Annotated in this window: 13 protein-coding genes and 1 tRNA gene; 9 read left to right on the top strand and 5 right to left on the bottom strand. The window is 68.4% G+C overall.

Translation table 11 applies throughout. The annotated features are described in order from the left end of the window. Window positions 1-56 precede the first annotated feature (56 nt). Window positions 57-2,150: a malate synthase G gene (locus ACV7NO_RS11205; protein ID WP_463407325.1), complete on the bottom strand. Its 2,094-nt coding sequence runs from the start codon at window positions 2,148-2,150 to the stop codon at window positions 57-59. 196 nt (window positions 2,151-2,346) lie between these two features. Between ACV7NO_RS11205 and hppD the strand changes: the two genes are divergently transcribed. The 3 genes from hppD to ACV7NO_RS11220 all read left to right on the top strand — a co-directional run bounded on the left by hppD (window position 2,347) and on the right by ACV7NO_RS11220 (window position 5,255). Continuing rightward, complete coding sequence (hppD, locus tag ACV7NO_RS11210; RefSeq protein WP_463406076.1) at window positions 2,347-3,417, top strand: 4-hydroxyphenylpyruvate dioxygenase; 1,071 nt, start codon at window positions 2,347-2,349, stop codon at window positions 3,415-3,417. A gap of 210 nt (window positions 3,418-3,627) precedes the next feature. Beyond that, a complete protein-coding gene (hmgA, locus tag ACV7NO_RS11215) occupies window positions 3,628-4,908 on the top strand; it encodes a homogentisate 1,2-dioxygenase (protein WP_463406077.1) in 1,281 nt (426 codons plus the stop codon). Next, window positions 4,905-5,255: a Rieske (2Fe-2S) protein gene (locus tag ACV7NO_RS11220; RefSeq protein ID WP_463406078.1), complete on the top strand. Its 351-nt coding sequence runs from the start codon at window positions 4,905-4,907 to the stop codon at window positions 5,253-5,255. The genes hmgA and ACV7NO_RS11220 overlap by 4 nt, the downstream gene beginning before the upstream one ends. Before the next feature lie 204 nt (window positions 5,256-5,459). Here the strand turns inward: ACV7NO_RS11220 and ACV7NO_RS11225 are convergent, their stop codons facing one another. Further along, window positions 5,460-5,933 carry a Fur family transcriptional regulator gene (locus tag ACV7NO_RS11225; RefSeq protein ID WP_463406079.1) on the bottom strand — a complete coding sequence of 158 codons (474 nt, stop codon included), beginning with the start codon at window positions 5,931-5,933 and terminating at the stop codon, window positions 5,460-5,462. Between the two features lie 280 nt (window positions 5,934-6,213). Here ACV7NO_RS11225 and ACV7NO_RS11230 point away from each other — a divergent pair, with 280 nt between their 5' ends. Together ACV7NO_RS11230 and ACV7NO_RS11235 are read left to right on the top strand one after the other, a co-directional pair. Then, a complete protein-coding gene (locus tag ACV7NO_RS11230) occupies window positions 6,214-6,753 on the top strand; it encodes a 5-formyltetrahydrofolate cyclo-ligase (protein WP_463406080.1) in 540 nt (179 codons plus the stop codon). Then, the gene (locus tag ACV7NO_RS11235; RefSeq protein ID WP_463406081.1) at window positions 6,750-6,968 is read left to right on the top strand and encodes a DUF2842 domain-containing protein; all 219 of its coding nucleotides are present in this window, start codon (window positions 6,750-6,752) and stop codon (window positions 6,966-6,968) included. The genes ACV7NO_RS11230 and ACV7NO_RS11235 overlap by 4 nt, the downstream gene beginning before the upstream one ends. A 71-nt stretch (window positions 6,969-7,039) precedes the next feature. Here the strand turns inward: ACV7NO_RS11235 and ACV7NO_RS11240 are convergent. Both ACV7NO_RS11240 and ACV7NO_RS11245 read right to left on the bottom strand, forming a co-directional pair. Further along, window positions 7,040-7,116, bottom strand: a tRNA-Asp gene (locus tag ACV7NO_RS11240). Window positions 7,117-7,138: 22 nt separating this feature from the next. Then, complete coding sequence (locus ACV7NO_RS11245; RefSeq protein WP_463406082.1) at window positions 7,139-8,395, bottom strand: AI-2E family transporter; 1,257 nt, start codon at window positions 8,393-8,395, stop codon at window positions 7,139-7,141. A 62-nt stretch (window positions 8,396-8,457) separates the two neighbouring features. Between ACV7NO_RS11245 and ACV7NO_RS11250 the strand changes: the two genes are divergently transcribed. Next, window positions 8,458-9,915: an FGGY family carbohydrate kinase gene (locus ACV7NO_RS11250; protein WP_463406083.1), complete on the top strand. Its 1,458-nt coding sequence runs from the start codon at window positions 8,458-8,460 to the stop codon at window positions 9,913-9,915. After that, window positions 9,912-10,910 (top strand): MBL fold metallo-hydrolase, encoded by a 999-nt coding sequence (locus ACV7NO_RS11255; RefSeq protein ID WP_463406084.1) that lies wholly within the window; start codon window positions 9,912-9,914, stop codon window positions 10,908-10,910. The genes ACV7NO_RS11250 and ACV7NO_RS11255 overlap by 4 nt, the downstream gene beginning before the upstream one ends. Before the next feature lie 2 nt (window positions 10,911-10,912). On the opposite strand, the gene ACV7NO_RS11260 is transcribed toward ACV7NO_RS11255, so the two are convergent. After that, on the bottom strand, window positions 10,913-12,727 hold the full coding sequence (locus tag ACV7NO_RS11260) for a class I adenylate-forming enzyme family protein (RefSeq protein ID WP_463406085.1): 1,815 nt from the start codon (window positions 12,725-12,727) through the stop codon (window positions 10,913-10,915). 174 nt (window positions 12,728-12,901) lie between these two features. On the opposite strand from ACV7NO_RS11260, the gene ACV7NO_RS11265 reads away from it, so the two are divergent. Both ACV7NO_RS11265 and ACV7NO_RS11270 read left to right on the top strand, forming a co-directional pair. After that, window positions 12,902-14,122 carry a serine hydrolase domain-containing protein gene (locus ACV7NO_RS11265; protein ID WP_463407326.1) on the top strand — a complete coding sequence of 407 codons (1,221 nt, stop codon included), beginning with the start codon at window positions 12,902-12,904 and terminating at the stop codon, window positions 14,120-14,122. A 113-nt stretch (window positions 14,123-14,235) separates the two neighbouring features. Further along, window positions 14,236-16,266 (top strand): 3-hydroxyacyl-CoA dehydrogenase NAD-binding domain-containing protein, encoded by a 2,031-nt coding sequence (locus ACV7NO_RS11270; protein WP_463406086.1) that lies wholly within the window; start codon window positions 14,236-14,238, stop codon window positions 16,264-16,266. The last annotated feature ends 16 nt before the right edge of the window (window positions 16,267-16,282 follow it).

Below are 16,282 nucleotides of genomic sequence, written 5' to 3' on the forward strand. Positions count from 1 at the left end.
GACAGGCTCAGCCCGAACGGATTTGAGGTATCAGCATAGCCCCCACGCCCGGTTGCTCAACCCGCCTTCAACCGCAACCGGTACGTATGGAGCAGCGGCTCGGTATAGCCGCTAGGCTGCGTCACCCCCTCGAACACCAGCGCGCGCGCCGCCTGCCACGCGAAGCCGTCCGGCCTCAGCGGACGATACAGCGCATCGCCCGCATTCTGCGCATCGACCTTCTTCGCCATCGCCGCGAACGCCGCGTCGACCGCGTCGGCCGTGCACACGCCGTGGAGCAGCCAGTTCGCGATATGCTGCGACGAGATGCGCAGCGTCGCGCGATCCTCCATCAGGCCGACGTCATGGATGTCGGGCACCTTCGAACAGCCCACGCCCTGGTCGATCCAGCGGACGACATAGCCCAGGATCCCCTGCGCGTTGTTCTCCAGCTCCTCGCGGATCTCCTCCGCGCTCCAGTTGCGGCCATCGGCCAGCGGCACCGTCAGCAGGTCGGACAACCCGGGGATCGCCTCGCCCGCGATCTCCGCCTGCCGCGTGAAAACGTCGACCCGGTGATAGTGGATCGCGTGGAGCGTCGCCGCGGTCGGGCTCGGCACCCAGGCGGTGTTCGCGCCCGATCGCGGATGCGCGATCTTCTGCGCCATCATGTCCGCCATCCGGTCCGGGGCGGCCCACATGCCCTTGCCGATCTGCGCCTTGCCCGACAGCCCGCAGGCCAGCCCGATGCGGACGTTGCGATCCTCATACGCCTTGATCCACGGCGCGGCCTTCATCACGCCCTTGCGGATCATCGCGCCCGCGCGCATCGAGGTGTGGATCTCGTCGCCGGTGCGATCGAGGAAGCCCGTGTTGATGAACGCCACGCGCCCGCGCACCGCATGGATCGTCGCGGCGAGATTGGCGGAGGTGCGACGCTCCTCGTCCATCACCCCCACCTTGATCGTGTGCCGCGCCAGCCCCAGCAGATCCTCGACCGCGTCGAACAGGTCGTTGGTGAACGCGGCCTCGTCGGCCCCGTGCATCTTGGGCTTCACGATATAGACCGAGCCGGTGCGCGAGTTGCGCAGCGTGCCCAGCCCCTTCAGGTCGTGGAGCGCGATCAGCGACGTCACGATCGCGTCGAGGATCCCCTCCGGCACGTCGCTTCCGTCGGCGAGCTGCACCGCGGGGTTCGTCATCAGGTGGCCGACATTGCGGACGAACAGCAGCGACCGGCCCGCCAGCGTCAGCGTCGAGCCGTCGGGCGCGACATAGTCGCGATCCTGATTGAGCTTCCGCGTCAACGACTTGCCGCCCTTTTCGAACGTCTCCTCGAGGTCGCCACGCATCAGCCCGAGCCAGTTCGTGTAGGCCGCGACCTTGTCGTCTGCGTCGACCGCCGCGACCGAATCCTCGAGATCGACGATCGTCGTCAGCGCCGATTCGAGCATCACGTCCGCGATCCCCGCCGCATCGGTGCGCCCGATCGGATGCTCGCGATCGATCACCACTTCGATGTGCAAGCCATTGTGCTTGAACAGGAGACTATCCCCAGCCCGCCCGACGAACTGCGCCGGATCACGGAGCACCGGATCTCCGTCGGCGAACGCCGTCCAGCTTCCCTCCGCCAGCGGCACCGCCTCGTCGAGCAACGCCTTTGCTCGTGCGATCACCTGCGCGCCACGCTGCGAATCATAGCCGCCCGGCTTCGCCGACCCCGGCAATGCATCGGTGCCGTAGAGCGCATCGTACAGGCTGCCCCAGCGCGCATTGGCGGCGTTCAGTACGAAGCGCGCGTTGAGGCTGGGCACGACCAGCTGCGGCCCCGCCATCGTCGCGATCTCCGCATCGACCCCGGTCGTCGTGATCGCGAACGGCGCGGGTTCCGGGACGAGATAGCCGATCTCGCGCAGGAACGCCTCGTACGCCACCGGATCGATCGGCGTGCCCGCCCGCCCGGCATGCCATGCGTCGATCCTCGCCTGGATGTCCTCGCGGACCGCCAGCAGCGCGGCGTTGCGCGGCGCGAATGTCGCGAAGATCGCCGCCGCCCCCTGCCAGAACGCTTCCCGGTCGATGCCCGTCCCCGGCAATGCGTGCTCTTCGATGAACTGGGCCAACGTGTCCGCCACCCGAAGCCCGGCCCGGTCGATCATTGCGTCGATCATCTGCGTCATGCGATCCTCCGTTCGCCGCCCCCGGTCTCAGGGGTACGGACCAATGCCATCATGCAAGGGGAGGAGGCGCGTGATTGCCCGACACGGGTCGTGGGCGCAACCCCGATCCCGTCCCCCGCACGCATCGTTGACTTGCGCCACCATAGGCGTCATCTGGTATCAATGGTTACTAGTTAGGAACGCAACGATGGTCGCCTCCAACAATCCTCCCGAAAATCCTCTCGGTCTCGACGGGTTCGAGTTCTGCGAATTCACCTCGCCCGACGCCGAGACGCTGGCCTTGCAATTCGAGCAGCTGGGCTTCGTGCCGACGCACCGCCATCCGACGAAGGCGGTGACGCGCTACAAGCAGGGCCGGATCAACCTCCTCCTCAACCGCGAGGCCGAGGGGCAGGCCGCGGACTTCCGCGCCGCGCACGGCCCGTCGGCCAGCGGCATGGCGTTCCGCGTCGCCGATCCGCAGGCTGCGTACGACCACGCGGTGGCCGAGGGCGCGACCGCGGTGGACGTCGCACGCGGCACGCTGGGCGTAGACAGCGTGGCACTCGAGGGGATCGGCGGCAGCTATCTCTACCTCGTGCAGGCGGGTGCGGACCTCTATGCCGACTGGGACGAGATTCCCGGCTGGCAGGCCGCGGAGGCGGAGAACAACGTCGGGCTCGACCTGCTCGACCATCTCACCCATAATGTCCGCCGCGGCGAGATGCGGACCTGGGCCAGCTTCTACGGCCGGCTCTTCGGGTTCGAGGAGCAGAAATATTTCGACATCAAGGGCCAGGCTACGGGGCTGTTCAGCCAGGCGATGATCGCCCCCGATGGCGCGATCCGCATCCCGCTCAACGAGAGCCAGGACGATCGCAGCCAGATCGAGGAGTTCCTGCGCGAATATAATGGCGAAGGCATCCAGCACCTCGCGCTGACGACCCCCGACATCTACGACACCGTCGAGCGGCTGCGCGCACGCGGCGTGAAGCTGCAGGACACGATCGAGACCTATTACGAGCTGGTCGACACACGCGTCCCCGGCCATGGCGAGGACCTGGAACGCCTGCGCCGCAACCGCATCCTGATCGACGGCGCGGCGGGCGACGAGGGACTGCTGCTCCAGATCTTCACCGAGACGATGGTCGGGCCGATCTTTTTCGAGATCATCCAGCGCAAGGGCAACCAGGGCTTCGGGAACGGGAATTTCCAGGCGTTGTTCGAGAGCATCGAACTGGACCAGATCCGTCGCGGCGTGATTAAGGTCGACGCGTAAAGCGTCGACCGCAATGCCGATGCGAAGGCGTCGGCCCGCGACCGGCCGGCACGGCAAGTCGGGGCACAGGCCCCGGCTTTGCCGGGTCCGACGCCCCGGCGGGTAAGGATGCGGAACCGCCGCCGCCATTATGCCCCCGCAAAGGAGGGAAACCAGTCTGGATCCCCGCCTCCGCGGAGACCGACAAGGAGACACCGCATGGAGAGCGAGATGACCGACTACATCCCCGGCTTCGGCAACCACGTCTCCACCGAGGCAGTCCCCGGCGCGCTCCCCATCGGCCGCAACTCGCCGCAGAAGCCGCCCTTCGGCCTCTATGCCGAACAGCTTTCCGGCAGCGCCTTCACTGCGCCGCGGCACGAGAACCGCCGCAGCTGGCTCTACCGCCTGCGGCCGAGCGCGGAGCACCCGCCCTTCGTCCGCTACGACGGCGCGGCGCGGTTCGCGCCGGGCACTGTCGAAGCGCCGCTCGCCCCCAACCGCCTGCGCTGGGATCCGATCACGGGCAGCCCCGCGGGCACCGACCTGATCGACGGCATGACGACGATGCTCGCCACCCGCGATCCCGCCGATCTGGAAGGCGTCGCGCTCCACCTCTACGCCGCCGATCGCGACATGACCGATCGCGTGTTCGTCGACGCCGACGGCGAACTGCTGTTCGTGCCCCAGGAAGGCCGTCTCGCGCTGCTGACCGAGCTCGGCCGCGTCGACGTCGCGCCGGGGCAGATCGCGCTGGTCCCGCGCGGCGTCCGCTTCCGCGCGTTGCTGCCCGATGGCGCGGCGCGTGGCTATGTCGCAGAGAACCACGGCAGCCTGTTCCGCCTGCCCGATCTCGGCCCTATCGGCGCCAACGGCCTCGCCAACCCGCGCGACTTCGAGACGCCGGTCGCATGGTTCGAGGATCGCGACGCGCGGATCGAGCTGGTCCAGAAATATCTCGGATCGCTGTGGACGACGACGCTCGATCACTCGCCGCTCGACGTCGTCGCGTGGCACGGCAACCTCGCGCCGTTGCGCTACGATCTGTCGCGGTTCAACACGATCAACACCGTCAGCTTCGATCACCCCGATCCGTCGATCTTCACCGTGCTGACCTCGCCCAGCGACGTGCCCGGCCGCGCCAATGCCGATTTCGTGATCTTCCCGCCGCGCTGGATGGTGGCGGAGGGCACCTTCCGCCCGCCTTGGTTCCACCGCAACATCATGTCGGAGGCGATGGGACTCATCACCGGCGCGTACGACGCCAAAGCGGAGGGCTTCCGCCCCGGAGGCCTGTCGCTCCACACCATGCTGAGCGGGCACGGGCCGGACAAGGCGACGTGGGACGCCGCCTCCAATGCCGATCTCAGGCCGCACCGGATCGACGGCACGATGGCGTTCATGCTCGAGAGCTGCTGGCCCTATCGCCCCACCCGGTTCGCGATGGCGCATGCCCAGCCCGACTATGACGCCTGCTGGACGGACTTCCCCAAGGCGCAGCTGCCCCGGTGACCGAACGGCTGACCGCGACCCCGGCGGGCATCGCGCTCGGCCCGCTCGCGCAGATCGCGGACGGCGCGGCGCGCGGGTTCGTGATCGAGATGCGCGCCGGGCGGTTCTACGGCTTCGTGGTGCGCCGGGGCGACGCCGCGTTCGGCTATGTCGATCGCTGCCCGCACATGGGGCTGCCGCTCGCACAGACGCTCGACGACTATGTCGCGGGCGGGACTATCCGGTGCACCTGGCACGGCGCGCTGTTCGCGGTGGAGGATGGCGCGTGCCTCGGCGGGCCATGCATGGGCGCAGCGCTGACGGTGTGGCCGGTCGTGGTGGCGGACGGGGAATTGCGGACGGGGTGAGCGGCCGCGCGACGCGACCGACATACGATCGAAGACCGTCCCCATCCCCGTTCGTGCTGAGCTTGTCGAAGCACTGTCCTTGTTCTTACGCTACAAGAAGAAAGGCAGCACCCTTCGACTGCCTGCCTGCGGCAGGCACTCAGGACAGGCTTCGACAAGCTCAGTGCAAACGGATGAGGGGAAAGGCAACGGTCCGCCCGACGATCAGCCGGCCTCCGCCTCGCACGCCTCGCACCGCCCGCGCACCTCGATCACCGGGCGCACCGGGGTGAACCCCGCCACGGTCGCCGCCTTGCGGACGCTGCGGGTGATCGAATCGTCGTCGATATGCGTCGTCTGTCCGCACACGTCGCAGACTAGGAAGATGCAGTCGTGCAGGCAATCGGGATGCGCGTTGGCGACATAGGCGTTCGCGCTCTCCACGCGTCGCGCAAGGTTCGCGCCGACGAACAGGTCGAGGATGCGGTACACGCTGTTCGCCGCCACCCGGCGCCCTTCCGCCTTCGATACCGCCTCCGCGATGTCGTAGGCGCTGGCGGGCCGGTCGAACGCGGCGAGCGCGTCGAACACGCTGGCGCGCATCGTCGTCCACTGCTCGCCCGCCTTTTCCAGCGTGGCCTGCGCGGCGACGGTCAGGGCTTCGCCTTGCGGCTCGTGATGGGCATGCGCGTGGGCCATGGCGCGAACGTAGGGATTGCGTGGCCCCGGGGCAATGCGCGGCATTGCAGCCGGGCCCTCCACGTCCTAGATAGGGGGTGGCGGGTACTGCCCGGCACGAGCCTTTATTATCCCTGAGGCTATTCATCATCCAAAGGGGGCTGTCCCTGCCCGGACCCTGGTCCGACGTACATGGTCCCCACCTGACGTACCGTGCGTCAGTGGATAACCCGGTCACCGACCACGGCGGTCCCGCCACCCGCCTTTTCCAGCGAGTCCCGGCTTCCAGCGAGTTCCAGCGATGAGCAAGACGTCGATCCGCGCCGAGGCCCGCCGACGCCGCGACGCGTTCGCCGCCGCGCCACATCCCGACGTCGCGGTGCCCGACGCGTTCCGTGCCCGACTAGTCCGCGGCATGACCCTCGCCAGCTATGTCCCCATCGGATCGGAAGCCGATCCCTCCCCCCTCGCCCGCGCCGCCGTCGAGGCCGGGTGTGTCGTCGCGCTTCCCCACGTCGTCGATCGCGCGACCCCGATCCGCTTCCTCGCCTGGGACACCGAAGCCGCGCTCGTCGCCGGCCCGTTCGGACTGGCGCAACCCGCCGACACCGCCGCCACGCTGGCGCCCGACATCATCCTGACGCCGCTGGTCGCGTTCGATGCCGCACTGAACCGCGTGGGACAGGGCGCAGGCCACTACGACCGCGCGTTCGCGGAATTCCCCCATGCGTGGCGCATCGGCGTCGCCTGGAGCGTCCAGCAGGTCGATATGATCGATACGGACGCCTGGGACGTCCCCCTCCACGCCATCGCCACCGAACGAGACTGGATCACCCGATGACCGACCTGCCCCCACCCAGCTGGCGCAAACCCGCGGGCGCGCTGTTCATCATGGTCCTGATCGTGCTGTGGTGCGCGCTGGTCGTCAGCCTGTCGGGCGTCGTGGGCGCATGGCACTGGGCGGCGCAGCTGGTCTTCTATGTCGTCACCGGGATCGTGTGGATCACACCGATGAAACCGCTGCTGCGCTGGATGGAAACCGGACGCTTTCGCTGAAGAAGAAGCACCATTCCCCGACCGCTTCTCTTCAGGAAAAGCGCCATTCCAATGCATCGATCTGCAAGGAATGGCGCGAGTGACGGGGCTCGAACCCGCGACCTCCGGCGTGACAGGCCGGCGCTCTAACCAACTGAGCTACACCCGCTGAAAGCGTCGAGGCGCGCTCTCTATGGGCCATGCCCGGGGGTGTCAACGGGCAAATCCGCATTATCCGACGCCCCGTTGTCCGAGGGCCGTCGCGACCGCCGCTTCTCCTGGCGCACCAGCGTGCCATGCTCGAACAGGAACCCCGCGATGTCGGGCTTGCCCGCCGCACCCATCACGGTCTGCAGGATGATGAGCAGCGGCACCGCGAGCAGCGCGCCCGTCGTCCCCCACACCCATCCCCAAAAGCTGATCGAGATGAGGATCAGGATCGGGTTGATCGTCAGCCGGTGCCCGACGATCAGCGGCGTCACCACGTTCGCCTCGATCAGATGGCAGCCATACATGATCGCGGGCGGCAGCAACGCGACCCAGACGTCGGAAAAGGTCATCAGCCCCCCGATCGCCAGCAGCAGCGCGGCGACCACCGGACCGAAATAGGGGATGTAGTTCAGCAGCACGACGATGCCGCCCCACATCAGCGGAAACGGCATCCCGATCGCGTACAGCGCGCCCGCGACGATCCCGCCCAGCACGATGTTGATCGCGGTGATCGTGCCCAGATAGCTCGACACGTCGTCGACCACGTCCTGGATCACGCGCGCGGTCGCCATCGCGCCGCCGAAGCTGGCGCGCGCGGTGATCGTGCTCTGGCGCAGCTTCGTCCAGCCCGACAGGAAGAAGAACGCGACGAGGATCCCGAAGAAGGTCTGGATGATGACCGCGGGCGCCGATGTGGCGGCCAGCTCCAAGATCGAGCTGGGCGGCGCGACGCCCGCGGTCGGCGCCTGCCGGATCGGGGTCGACGCGATCTGGCGCAGCGTGCGGTTCGCGTATTTCTCGAGGCTGGAATAGAGATCGAGCAGCGGCGCCAGATTCTCCTGGATCCGCCCGATCCGGCTGGGCAGCAGGCGGAAGAAGTCGGTCGCCGGCACCACGATCGCCGCCAGCGCGATATTGGCGGCGATCAGGAACAGCAGGACGCACAGCAATGCTGCCAGTGGCGACGGCAGGTGACGCCGTTCGAGCCATTCCAGCAGCGGGATCAGCGCGATCGCGATCACCAACGCGGTTGTCGTCGGCAGGAAGAACTCCGCCCCGGCCTTCAGCGCGAACGGGGTGCCGAGCACCAGCCCGATCCCCGCGATCAGCGTCAGCGCGGCCAGCAGCCGGTCGCGACGCAGCGAGACGCGCGGATCCTCGCTCACAGCCGTTGGCAGAGCGGACGCGCCGGACGACGGAGCCGCGGGCGGCGCGTCTGGATCGGGGTGTTCGGCCATGTCTCTCCCTTTGCGACGCCGGGTGTAGCGGGCGGCCGGCTTCCCCGCTAGCGTCCGCCGCCATGAGCGACACGATACTCGTCATCGACGAAGGCACCACCTCCACCCGCGCGATGCTGTTCGCGCCGGACGGCCGATGCCTCGCCAGCGAACAGACCGAGCTCCAGCAGCGCTATCCCCGCCCCGGCCGCGTCGAGCACGACGCCGCCGAGATCTGGCGCAAGACGCTGAGCGTCGCGGGCGCGATGGTGGCGCAGGCGGGCGGCCCGGCGCACGTCGCCGCGATCGGCATCACCAACCAGCGCGAGACGATCGTGTTCTGGGACAAGGTGACCGGCGAGCCGCTGGCGCCCGCGATCGTCTGGCAGGACCGGCGCACCGCCGCGACCTGTCGCGCGCTGCGCGAGGCGGGACACGAGGCGATGGTGCAGGCGCGCACCGGCCTGCTGCTCGATCCCTATTTCTCGGGCTCCAAGATCGGCTGGGCGATGCGCGAATGGCCCGAACTCAAGGCGGCAGGCGATCGCCTCGCGGTCGGCACGATCGAGAGCTGGCTGGTATGGAAGCTCACCGGCGCGCACGTCACCGACGCATCGAACGCGAGCCGCACCGCGCTGATGGCGCTCGACGGCGGCTGGGACGACGACCTGATCGCGCTGTTCGAAGTGCCGAAGGCTGCACTGCCCGAGATCGTCGACTGTGCGGGGCGGTTCGGCGAGACGACGCTGTTCGGCGAGGCGATCCCGATCTGCGGCATGGCGGGCGACCAGCAGGCCGCGACGATCGGGCAGGCCTGCCTGAAGCCCGGCGATACCAAGGCCACCTTCGGCACCGGCGCCTTCGTCCTGACGCAGGCGGGGACGACGCCGCCGACCTCGACCAACCGGCTGCTGTCGACGGTCGCGTGGCAGTTGGAGGGCGAGCGGCATTACGCGCTGGAGGGATCGGTGTTCGTCGCGGGCAGCCTCGTCAAATGGCTGCGCGACGAAGTGCATCTGATCGGCGACGCGAAGGAGACCGAGGCGCTCGCGCGATCGGTCGAGGACAATGCCGGCGTCTATCTCGTCCCCGCGCTCTCCGGGCTCGGCGCGCCGTGGTGGGAACCCGATGCGCGCGCCGCGATCACCGGGCTCAGCTTCGCGAGCGGCAAGGCGCATATCGTCCGCGCCGCGCTGGAGGCGATGGCGCACCAAGCGAGCGACCTGAAGCGCGCCTTCGCCGCCGACGGGCAGGACTGGGCATCGCTCCGCATCGATGGCGGCATGGTCGCCAACGACTGGATGGCGCAGGACATGGCCGACATGCTCGACCTGTGCGTCGAGCGACCGATCTTCGCGGAAACGACCGCGCTCGGGGCGGCGATGCTGGCGGGGGTCGGCTGCGGGCTGTTCGCGGATCTCGGGGCGGCGAGCGCGATGCGCGGCCAGGTCGAGACGTTCGAGCCGGAGATGACCGCGGACGTTCGCGATGCACGGCTGGCGGGTTGGGCCGCCGCGGTCGAGGCGGTCGTCGCGGCATGATGCGCATCGGCATGGCGCGCCGGATCGCGATCGTCGCAGCGCTGGCGACGGCGCCCGTGCAGGCGGAGGAGCGCCCGGCGTTGCGCGTCCATCTGGTCGGCACGGGCGGCCCCGAACTCACCCCCGATCGGCAAGGCTATGCGACGCTTGTCGAGGCGCCCGGATTGCCCGACGAAGCCGGATTGACGCTGTTCGATGCCGGGCGCGGCGTCGTCCAGAGACTCTACGAGCAGCGCATCAACCCGCGGCGGGTCACGCGGGTCGTCCTGACGCATCTGCACAGCGATCATATCGCGGGCCTGCCCGATCTCTGGATGACGCCGTGGTTCCTGCTGGGCCGCAGCCGGCCGCTGATCGTCTGGGGCCCGCCCGGCACGGCGGCGATGATCGCCGGGATGCGTGCGATGTACGCGCACGATGTCGAACACCGGGCCAATGCGTTCAATCCGCAAGGCGCGATCGCGGTAACCGTCCATGAGATCGAACCCGGCGACCGGATCGCTGCGGACGGTGTGTCGATCGCGGCGTTCCGGGTCGAGCATGGCGATGGCGATCCCGCACTCGGTTACCGGATCGAACGCGAGGGCCGCGCCGTCACGCTGTCGGGCGACGCCACGATCTCGGATGGCCTGACACGCGCGGCGCGCGGGGCCGACCTGCTCGTCCAGAACGTGATCGCGTTCAGCCCGCGACTTTCGGCCATGCCCGAAATGCACGGTGTGCTGGCGAAGCTCACGACGCCCGAACAGGCCGCGACGTTGATGCGCGCCGCCAAGCCACGGCTCGCGATCTTCTCGCACATCGTGAAGAAGGAGCTACAGGGGGCGGCGGGCGACGCCGCGATCCTCTCGCGCGTCCGCGCCGGCGGCTATGCCGGCGCGGTGCGGATGGGGCATGACGGCGAAGTCGTCGATGTGGGCCCACGCGTCACCGTGCGGCCCGCGCTGTCGCTGCGCGGCCTGCCCGATCTCGACAGCAAGTCCGCGCCCTTCTGACGTCACGCCGCCACCCGGTCCCCGAACAGCCCCTTCAGATCCTTCTTCAGGATCTTACCGTTCGCGTTCCGCGGCAGCGTCTCCTCCACGAACCGGATCGCGACGGGCACCTTGAACCCCGCCAGCCGCTCCCGCACCCAGGCCTGCAGCTCCGCCTCGGTCGCGGTGCAGCCGGGGCAGAGATGGACGACCGCTGCGGGCTCCTCGCCGAGGGTACGGTGCGGCAGGCCGATCAGCGCGCAGTCGGTGACCGCGGGGTGCGCGTAGAGGACGTTCTCGATCTCGGTCGAATAGATGTTCTCCCCGCCGCGGATAATCATGTCCTTGGCGCGATCGACGATATAGACGAACCCGTCTTCGTCGAGACGCGCCAGGTCGCCGGTGCGCACCCAGCCGTCGACGAACGTCTCCGCCGACGCCTCCGGCTTGTTCCAGTAGCCGACCACGATCATCGGCCCGCGCGCCCATAATTCGCCGACAGCGCCCGCCGGCAGGTCGCGTCCACCCTCGTCGGTGATCTTCAGGTCCGCGACCGCGGCGGGCAGCCCCGCGCTTTCGGGCCGCGCCAGATAATCCTCCGCGGCGGTCGAGGTGACGGTCGCCATCGTCTCGGTCATCCCCCAGCCATTGCCGGGCAGCGCGCCGAACTCGGCATGGATCCGCCGCACCAGTTCGGGTGCGGACGGCGCACCGCCATAGGCAATCGATTCGAGGCTGGTCAGGTCGTAGCGGTGGCGATCGGGATGCTCGAGCAGCTGCCACGCGATCGTCGGCACTCCGCCGGTCACGTTCACCTTCTCGCGCTCGATGATCTCCATCGCGCGGATCGTGTCCCATTTGCGCATCAGGATCATCTGCGATCCCGTCGCGATCACCCCCATCATCCCCGCCGAACAGGCGGTGACATGGAACAGCGGCACCACCGTCAGCATCACCCGCGGCGTCGGCTCGGGCGGCGTGTCGCCGCGCCGCAAAGACTGGCGCGCGCCCGAATAGCCGCTCGTCAGGATGTTGGTGACCATGTTGCGATGCGTCCCCAGCGCCCCCTTCGGCGCGCCGGTCGTGCCGCTGGTGTAGAAGATCGTCGCGGCGTCGTCGGGCGCGATATCGGCGGGGGGCAGAACGGCATCGGGCAGGTCCGCCCACGCGACCGGCGGGCCGGCGATATCCTCGAAGCGGGAAATCTTCGCACCTCTTGCCAACGAAGCCGTTTGTGCCGAGCCTGTCGAAGCACCGTCCTGTTCTTCACCCGAGAAGAAGGACAGCCCTTCGACAGGCTCAGGGCGAACGGCTGCGTCGGACGGCATCTCGACCACCCCGGATGCCCGCGCCACATACACATGCCCTAGCGCCGTCAGCGCCGCGTAATGCGCGCCGAGCCGCTCGTGCCGTTCGTCGTCGAGGAACGCCACCTTCGCCCCTGAATCGGCGAGGCCGTATTCCAGCTCCGCTCCGGTCCACCACGCGTTGAGCGGGACCGCGATCGCGCCGATCGCCACGATCGCGAAGAAGATCGCGGGCCATTCGGGCAGGTTCCGCATCGCCAGCGCGACGCGGTCGCCCTTCCCGACCCCCTGCGCGACCAGCGCCTCCGCGATCGCCGCGACGCCCTTGAAGTTGGCGGCATAGGTGACGCGCTCGTCCTCATAGACGGTAAACGCGCGCGCCCCGTGCATCCGCGCCGCCTCTGCCAGCCAGCGCAGCGAAGGTGGCGCGTTCTTCCACACCCGCGTCGGCACGCCGCGGATCTCCACCGTTTCCATCTCGAACTTCGCGCCCGGGCCGGTCAGCACGGCCTTCGCCGCCTCGAGGGTCATCGCCGGCCAGGACGGATCGGGTGCGATCAACGGTTCGGTTTGCAAGGCAGATCCTTCGCGAACTTGAATATCGGGTTTGGGTTTTTCGCCCTCGCGATCGAGGTTAGTGTTGATTCACGCTTCGCTCAAGGCGATAGGAGCGTCGATGTTTCGAATTGGGGGTATGGGATGGCCATGAAGATCGCCAAGCCGGCGTCGCACGGCTTCGATGCTGCCCGGCTCGCGAGGATCGACGCGTTCGTGAAGGATCGCTATCTCGACACGGGCAAGCTGCCCAATGCGCAGCTGCTGGTCGCGCGCGACGGCCACATCGTCCATTTCTCGTCACAAGGGCCTGCGCGCGAAGGCGGCAAGCCGATCGACGAGACCTCGCTGTTCCGCATCGCCTCGATGACGAAGCCGGTCACCTCGGTCGCGTTCATGGCACTGGTCGAGGAGGGCAAGGTCGCGGTCGATACCCCGGTCCACCACGTCCTGCCCGAGCTGAAGGGTATCGGCGTCTATGACGGCGGCGGCGCGGGCGTGCCGTTCGTGACGAAGCCCACCGCAGAGCCGATGCGGATGATCGACCTGCTGCGCCACACCGCCGGCTTCACCTACAGCTTCCAGAACCGCTCCAACGTCGACGCCGCGTACCGCGAGGGCAGGATCGAGGCGTGGCACGGCAATCTCGATCTTGACGGCTTCGTCGCCGCGCTCGCGCAGATCCCGCTCGAATTCTCCCCCGGCACCTCGTGGAACTATTCGGTCGCCACCGACGTGCTCGGCGCGGTGGTCCAGCGCGTCGCGGGCAAGCCGCTGGCGGATGTCTTTGCGGAACGCGTCTTCGCGCCGCTCGGGATGGACGACACCGTCTTCGCGGTGCCGGAGACGAAGCTCGACCGGCTGACCGACTGCTACACCTTCCTGCCGGGCAAGGGCCGCACGATGTACGATCGCGGCGAGGCCAGTGCCTGGTCGCGCGCGCCCAAGCTCGTCTCGGGCGGCGGCGGACTCGTCTCGACCGCGCTCGATTACCAGCGTTTCTGCCAGATGCTGCTGAACGGTGGCGAGCTAGACGGCGCGCGCATCCTCGGGCGCAAGACGATCGACCTTATGACGCGCAACCACCTGCCCGGCGGCGGCGATCTCGCCGCGATGTCGAAGTCGCTGTTCAGCGAGGCGGCGAACGCGGGCACCGGCTTCGGGCTGGGCTTCGCGATCAACGACGACGTCGCGAAGTCGATGATTCCGGGATCGAAGGGCGAATATTACTGGGGCGGCATGTTCTCGACCGCCTTCTTCGTCGATCCCGTCGAGCGCGTGACGATGGTGTTCATGACGCAGCTGAGCCCCAGCAACCTCTACCCCATCCGCCGCGAGCTGAAGACGATGATCTACGCCGCGATGACGTGACGCCGACAGCCTTCCGTTCGTATCGAGCGCAGTCGAGATACGCTCGCGGGATGCGAACCCAATGTTTCTCGACTTCGCTCGATACGAGCGGGCATAATTCGGAGACCTATCAAGTGACCAACCCCGTCCGCACCGAACGCCACGACGACGTCCTCGTCATCATCTCCGACAGCCCGCCGGTCAACGCGCTGGGCGCGGACGTCCGCATCGGGCTGGAGGCCGGGATCAAGGAGGCGGTCGCCGACGCGTCGATCAAGGCGGTCGTCCTGCGCTGCGACGGCCGCACCTTCTTCGCGGGCGCCGACATCACCGAGTTCGGCAAGCCCCCGCGCGGCCCGGACCTGCGCATGGTGATCGACATGTTCGAGGCGAGCGACAAGCCCGTCGTCGCCGCGATCCACGGCACCGCGCTGGGCGGCGGGTGCGAGACCGCTCTCGGCTGCCACTACCGCGTCGCGGTCCCGTCCGCGGTGATCGGCACGCCCGAGGTGAAGCTGGGCCTGCTCCCCGGCGGCGGCGGCACGCAGCGGCTGCCGCGGCTCGTCGGCGTGGCGGCCGCGCTCCAGATGGTCGCGATCGGCGATCCGATTCCGGCGAAGAAGGCCGCCGAGATCGGGCTGATCGACAAGGTCGTCGGCGAGGACAGCCTTGAGGCCGACGCGATCGCGTTCGCGCGCGAGGTGGCGGGCAAGCGCCCGATCCCGCGCATCCGCGACCGCACCGTCGCGCCGGACCCCGCTGCGGTCGAGGCCTTCACCAAGGCGAACGCGCGCAAGTTCCGCGGCTTCGACGCCCCTGCCGCCAACATCGCCTGCGTCGTCGCCGCGACCGAGAAGCCCTTCGAGGAGGGCATGACGTACGAACGCGCCGAGTTCATGACGCTGATGATGGGCACGCAGTCCGCCGCGCAGCGCCACATCTTCTTCGCCGAGCGCCAGGCCGCCAAGATCGACGACGTCGACCCGAAGACCCCGCTTCGCCCGATCAACACGGTCGGCGTGATCGGCGCGGGCACGATGGGCGGCGGGATCGCGATGAACTTCCTGTCCGCAGGCATCGCCGTGACGATCGTCGAGATGCAGCAGGACGCGCTCGATCGCGGCGTCGGCGTCGTTCGCAGGAATTACGAGGCGTCCGCGGCCAAGGGCCGGATCAAGCCCGAGGCGGTCGACACGGCGATGGAGCTGCTCACGCCCACGCTCAGCCTCGACGATCTCGCCGACTGCGATCTGGTGATCGAGGCGGTGTACGAGAACATGGACGTGAAGAAGGAGCTGTTCGGCAAGCTCGACGCGATCGTGAAGCCGGGCGCGATCCTCGCCTCGAACACCTCCTACCTCAACGTCGACGAGATCGCGGCGAGCACGAAGCGCCCCGAGGACGTGGTGGGCATGCACTTCTTCTCGCCGGCCAACGTGATGAGGCTGCTCGAGGTCGTGCGCGGCGAGAAGACTGCGGGCGACGTGCTGGCGACCGTAATGGCGCTGGCCAAGAAGATCCGGAAGGTCGCGGTCGTCGCGGGCGTCTGCCACGGCTTCATCGGCAACCGCATGCTCGCGCCGCGCCAGATCGAGGCGATGAAGCTGCTGATGGAGGGGGCGACGCCCGAGCAGGTCGACAAGGTCCATGTCGCGTTCGGCATGCCGATGGGGCCGTTCCAGATGAGCGACCTCGCCGGCGTCGATATCGGCTGGCACCGCGACCCCACCCGGATCGAGAGCATCCGCGACGCGCTCGCCGCCGAGGGCCGTTGGGGCCAGAAGAAGCAGGCCGGCTTCTACGATTACGACGACAAGCGGAACCCCTCCCCCAGCCCCCGCGTCGCCGAGATCATCGAGGAGTTCCGCGCCAAGTCCGGCGCCCCCGCCCCGCGCACGATCAGCGACGAGGAGATCGTCGAGCGCACGCTCTACCCGATGGTCAACGAAGGCGCGCTGATCCTCGAGGAGGGCAAGGCGCAGCGCGCGTCGGACGTCGATGTGGTGTGGATCTACGGCTATGGCTGGCCGGTCTATCGCGGCGGCCCGATGTTCTGGGCGAACACCGAAGGATATGGCAAGGTCGTCGCCGGGCTGGAGAAGCATGGCTTCGCGGTTGCGCAATCTCTGAAGTCCGCCGCTGCATCGGGCAGCGCGCTGAAATGAAGCGCCCCCTTCCGTC

Source organism: Sphingomonas sp. Ell38C01 (genome assembly GCF_055231975.1).